This is a genomic window from Neisseria gonorrhoeae (assembly GCF_003315235.1).
In the GTDB taxonomy this organism is placed as follows: Bacteria; Pseudomonadota; Gammaproteobacteria; order Burkholderiales; family Neisseriaceae; genus Neisseria; species Neisseria gonorrhoeae.
In genome coordinates this window covers 1-4691 of sequence record NZ_QNRU01000055.1, presented here as the reverse complement: position 1 = coordinate 4691, position 4691 = coordinate 1, and the positions used below count along the sequence as shown (strand labels likewise).

Sequence of the window (4691 nt, the reverse complement as noted above, 5' to 3'; positions counted from 1 at the left end):
GAAAAAAGGCATTTTTTAAATGCCTGCTTTGCCGCGTCTGAAATCCGGTGAATTTTCAAATATTGAAATTCAATGGGTTGAAAATGAATTGTAAAAATGCTGTTGTCAATTAAAGTAGTATCTCGTCATTCCTCTGCTGTCCGCAACTTTTCGTCATTCCCGTGAAAACGGGAATCTAGAACTTTTAAATTTTCAGACGGCTTTTGAATATTGCCGTTGCCCGACGTTCTGGATTCCCGCCTGCGCGGGAATGACGGTGGAGGACGATGCCGTCTGAAGCCCATTAGCGGTTTCAGACGGCATTTTTGTCGGTGCGGCAATCAAGAAAACTGCGCCGCGCCACGGTTTGCCAAATCGTCGGCGCGTTCGTTTTCCGCGTGTCCCGCGTGTCCTTTAACCCAAGTCCAGCTGACTTGATGCTGCCCGACCAGAGCGTCGAGTTCTTGCCACAAGTCGTCGTTTTTGACGGGCTGTTTGGCGGCGGTTTTCCAGCCGTTGCGCTTCCAACCGTGTATCCAGTTTTCCATGCCGTTTTTGACGTATTGCGAGTCGGTGCAGATGATGACGGTGCAGCGGCGTTTGAGCGATTTCAGCCCTTCGATAACGGCGGTCAGCTCCATGCGGTTGTTGGTGGTTTGCGCTTCGCCGCCGAAAAGTTCTTTTTCGCGGCTGCCGTAGCGCATTAATACGCCCCAGCCGCCCGCGCCGGGATTGCCTTTGCACGCGCCGTCCGTGTAGAGGTAAACGGGTGTGTCCATATCGTGCCTTTGTGTGGTGTCCGGCGTGATTATAAGCGGTTTGTGCGTCGTGCCGTCTGAAAGATTGCGGCGGATTGAAATAGGCATATAATGTGCAACTTTATTTTTGAATATGAAGGAGCGGATAGTGGGTCAAAGTGGCGAGTTGTTTTGTTTCGGACAAATGCCTGTATGGAAAGTGGAAAACCTGCCGGAAGTTTTATTGTCGGGTTATTCGTCCGAGGAAGGGGAATGGGTCTGCCTGAATGTGTTGCAGGGCGATGTCGAAGTCCGTGCACCGGACGGGGCGGCAGAGGTTTGGTCGGCGGAAAGCGGCGATTGCGTGTTTGCGCCGCAGCAGGTGTTTTCGGTCAAACCGAAAACGGACGATGCCGAAATCCGTTTGTCGCTGTATTGCGCGGCGGCAGACTATTTTCACAAAAAATACGGGATGAGTGCCACGCATTCTGCGGTCGCGGCGGCACAGGATACCGTACCGGCGGGCAGGGCGTTGGATATGGGCTGCGGACAGGGGCGCAACGCGCTGTTCCTGGGTTTGAAGGGGTTTGATGTAACCGCTGCCGATTGCAATCCCGCCGCGTTGGCAAACGTGGCGGAACTGGCAGAGGCGGAGGGTTTGAACGTCCGCACGCTGGAATATGATTTGAACGCCGCCGCCCTTCAGGGCGAGTTTGATTATATTGTGGCAACGGTGGTGCTGATGTTCCTGATGCCGCAGCGCGTGCCCGACGTGATTGCCGATATGCAGGCGCATACGGCGGCGGGCGGGTACAACTTAATCGTATCGGCAATGGATACGGCGGATTTCCCCTGCCCGATGCCGTTCCCCTTCAAATTTAAAGAGGGCGAGCTGAAGGATTATTATCGGGATTGGGAGCTGGTCGAATATAAAGAAGAATTGGGCGCGATGCACGCCAAAGACGAAAACGGCAACCCGATACGGTTTAAATTTGTAACTATGCTGGCGAAAAAACCAGGATAAGCCGCGCCGGACGATGCCGTCTGAACCCGAAAAGGCGTTCAGACGGCATTTTTACGTCTAGTCCCGATACGCCCAATGATTGACCGGCCCGTGTCCCGCGCCGATTTCCAAAGGGTTTGAGATTGCCGCCGTGATGTAGGCCTTGGCAGTCTGTACGGCTTTGCAAACGTCTAAGCCTTTTGCCAACTCGGCGGTAATGCAGGCGGAAAACGTGCAGCCCGTGCCGTGCGTGTGGGCGGTCGGAAAGCGCGGGCTGTCCAATTCCAGCGTTTCGTTTTGCGTAAACAGCCAATCCGTGCAGCGTCCGCTTGTGCTGCCGTTCAAATGTCCGCCTTTGATAATGACATTTTTGACACCGTAATCAAGCAGGATTTTTGCCGCACGTTCCGCATCTTTACGGTTTTCGATATGCACGCCCGTCAAGGCTTCCGCCTCGGGCAGGTTGGGGGTCAGGATGTCCGTGTCCGGCAGCAGCAGGCGCGTCAGTGCCGCAACGGCGGAATCCTGCAACAGCGGCGCACCGCCTTTGGCAATCATCACAGGGTCGAGTACGCGCCTGCCAAAGCTGCAGTGTTTCAGCTTGTCGGCAACGCATTCGATGATTTCCGCCGTGCCGAGCATACCGATTTTGTAGGCGCGGATGTCAAAGTCTTCCCTGATTGCTTGGATTTGTGCGGTGATGGTTTCGGTCGGGACGAGATGAACCGCCGACACGCCCAAGGTATTTTGCGCGGTAACGGCGGTGATGACACACGTTCCGAACACGCCGCGCATCTGAAACGTTTTCAAATCCGCCTGAATGCCCGCACCGCCGCCCGAATCCGAACCGGCGATGGCAAGCGTCTGCACAAAAGAGCCTTTCATTTGTTCCTCCTTAATATTGCGTCCGATAAAAAGGGCTACTGCCTGTAAAAAAGCAGGCAATGCCGTCTGAAAACCGCAGCGCGGGGTTTGTGGTGCATTATTATGTCGTATTGCAGGACAAGGCACAGGGCAAGGCAGCGGGGTGCATCGTAGCAACTGATAATGAAAAAAGAGGGCGATGCCGTCTGAACCGCGTGTTGCGGCGAGTATAAACCGGCACGCTTCATTCGTCATTCCCGCAAAAACAGAAACCTAAAATTCCGTCATTCCCGCGCAGGCGGGAATCCGGACCTTAGAACAACAGCAATATTCAAAGATTATCTGAAAGTTTGAGGTTCTAGATTCCCGTTTTCACGGCAATGACGAAAAATTGCGGGAATAACGATTCATAATAAAAAACCTGCTTGAAACAAGCAGGTTTTTGAATTGGCACGCCCACGGGGATTCGAACCCCGGTTGCCGCCGTGAAAGGGCAGTGTCCTAGGCCTCTAGACGATGGGCGCGTGGAAACGGACATTATACATACTTATAGAAATTTAGCAATACGATGCCGTCTAAACGAATGTCAGGGGGCGTTTGTCTGACCGTATCACAAGATAAAAAACATTGGAATATCAAGCAATTCATTTTTTTTTTTGGGGGCGTGTCAATGATTTAAGCATATAATGATAAAAATCACATACCTTCAAAATGGAAAAACCGATGAAACAAAAGAAGACAGTTCAGTGCATCTTACTTGGCTTCGCGGCCGCTTCTATGCACGCGCAAGGGGCGGCCGCTGCAAACAGTGGAACGATAGAGAAGACAGACAAATACACCCTCGTCCTCGCAAAACAAGGGCAAGAGAACAACTATACCCTTAATGGCGGAACCGAAGTCAAACCCTTAAATTCCCTCATCATTGCCGCCAACGGCGGTACGAACAACATTACGATAAAAGGCAAATTGGCAGACGGTCCTGCCGATGCCCCGCCGACGATTGACAATAACTCGATTGAAAGAAATATAAATAAAAACGGTTACACGTACGCATGGCAGAATTGGAGCGGCGCGGTGATGTTGGTGGATCAAAGCTATGAGGGAGAAAATAAGGTTACTTTTGAAAACGTAACCATAGCCGCCCATAACGCGCCTGCCGGCATTTTGTCTGATGATAGGCATAAATCCAGTAGCTTGGCGCCGGCGATGCTTGCCTTTAAAGGGCGCAATACCATCAATATGGACGCGGACTCAAATGCCAACTCTAGTAACGAAGGTATCCTATTGCTTAATAATGGTGAAAAAATGGGAGAATATCGTCTTGTTTCCGAAGAAGGCTCGACGCTGAATATCAACATCAAATCAGGAAAAGATAAAGGACAGGGCATTACCGCCAACCACTATGGTAACTCAGACATCAACTTCAACAAGGCTTCTCCAAACATCACCACAATGGAGTTCAAGGGCGATGTAAACATTAAAATCGATAGGAACGGACAGGAAGAGGCGGAAAGCAACGGTTTTGGCTTCTATTCAAGCCGCAAATTAGGCAATAAGAAGCAGATTCCGGAAGGTTCTAAGATGGAAGCGATTTTCCGTGGGAACGTCGATATCGTTGCAACGCCGGTTTATGACGAGCAAGGCAGGCCCAAAAGCATAGGCAGCGCGTTTGCGATTGACGGGAAATACAGCAAAGTCGAGGTAGTCGGCGGGGAAGGCAAGGTTGTCAAAATCAAAGGCGATATTTTCGCCTACAACGGCGGCAGCGTGAGCGTGAACCTTGCCAACAAAGACTCTTATTTTGAAGGGGAAGCCCATATCGGGAAAAGGAGCTTTGCCAAAGGGAAAGATATGTTTGCCTTAACCGTGGATGCGGACGGATATGAATTAACCCCCGATACAAAGTCGATTGAAAAGAAAAAGCTGAATGTTAGGGGCTGTACTAGATTATCCCTAAATTCCACACCGATCCCGCAGGATTTTTAGCTGCCGGGACGGTGTGCCGAAGTTAAGTCGAAATTCGCATTCCCTCAACAACGGCGGGAAAGGTTTACGATCGATTCCGTTGTATTTTCGCAAGGCGCGTTTTGCCTGATTCCAAAAGTTCC

General features: G+C 51.2%; 5 protein-coding genes, 1 tRNA gene and 1 pseudogene. 3 read left to right on the top strand and 4 right to left on the bottom strand.

What is annotated here, in order from left to right:
• Positions 1–320 precede the first annotated feature (320 nt).
• Positions 321–758, bottom strand: coding sequence for a ribonuclease HI (gene rnhA, locus DFR77_RS12270; protein ID WP_003689763.1), 438 nt, complete (start codon positions 756–758; stop codon positions 321–323).
• Positions 759–870: 112 nt separating this feature from the next.
• Here rnhA and tehB point away from each other — a divergent pair, with 112 nt between their 5' ends.
• Positions 871–1740: an SAM-dependent methyltransferase TehB gene (gene tehB / locus DFR77_RS12265; RefSeq protein WP_003705511.1), complete on the top strand. Its 870-nt coding sequence runs from the start codon at positions 871–873 to the stop codon at positions 1738–1740.
• Positions 1741–1797: 57 nt separating this feature from the next.
• On the opposite strand, the gene thiD is transcribed toward tehB, so the two are convergent.
• Positions 1798–2604 (bottom strand): bifunctional hydroxymethylpyrimidine kinase/phosphomethylpyrimidine kinase, encoded by an 807-nt coding sequence (thiD, locus tag DFR77_RS12260; protein ID WP_003689761.1) that lies wholly within the window; start codon positions 2602–2604, stop codon positions 1798–1800.
• A 59-nt stretch (positions 2605–2663) separates the two neighbouring features.
• Here thiD and DFR77_RS13535 point away from each other — a divergent pair, with 59 nt between their 5' ends.
• Positions 2664–2816 carry a hypothetical protein gene (locus DFR77_RS13535; RefSeq protein WP_003689760.1) on the top strand — a complete coding sequence of 51 codons (153 nt, stop codon included), beginning with the start codon at positions 2664–2666 and terminating at the stop codon, positions 2814–2816.
• A 215-nt stretch (positions 2817–3031) separates the two neighbouring features.
• Here DFR77_RS13535 and DFR77_RS12255 read toward each other — a convergent pair.
• Positions 3032–3107, bottom strand: a tRNA-Glu gene (locus DFR77_RS12255).
• A 199-nt stretch (positions 3108–3306) separates the two neighbouring features.
• Here DFR77_RS12255 and DFR77_RS12250 point away from each other — a divergent pair.
• Complete coding sequence (locus DFR77_RS12250; RefSeq protein ID WP_020996890.1) at positions 3307–4569, top strand: hypothetical protein; 1263 nt, start codon at positions 3307–3309, stop codon at positions 4567–4569.
• Here DFR77_RS12250 and DFR77_RS12245 read toward each other — a convergent pair.
• A pseudogene (locus DFR77_RS12245) lies at positions 4537–4691 on the bottom strand (IS1595 family transposase); the annotation flags it as partial. The gene DFR77_RS12250 and the pseudogene DFR77_RS12245 sit on opposite strands and share 33 nt — an antisense overlap.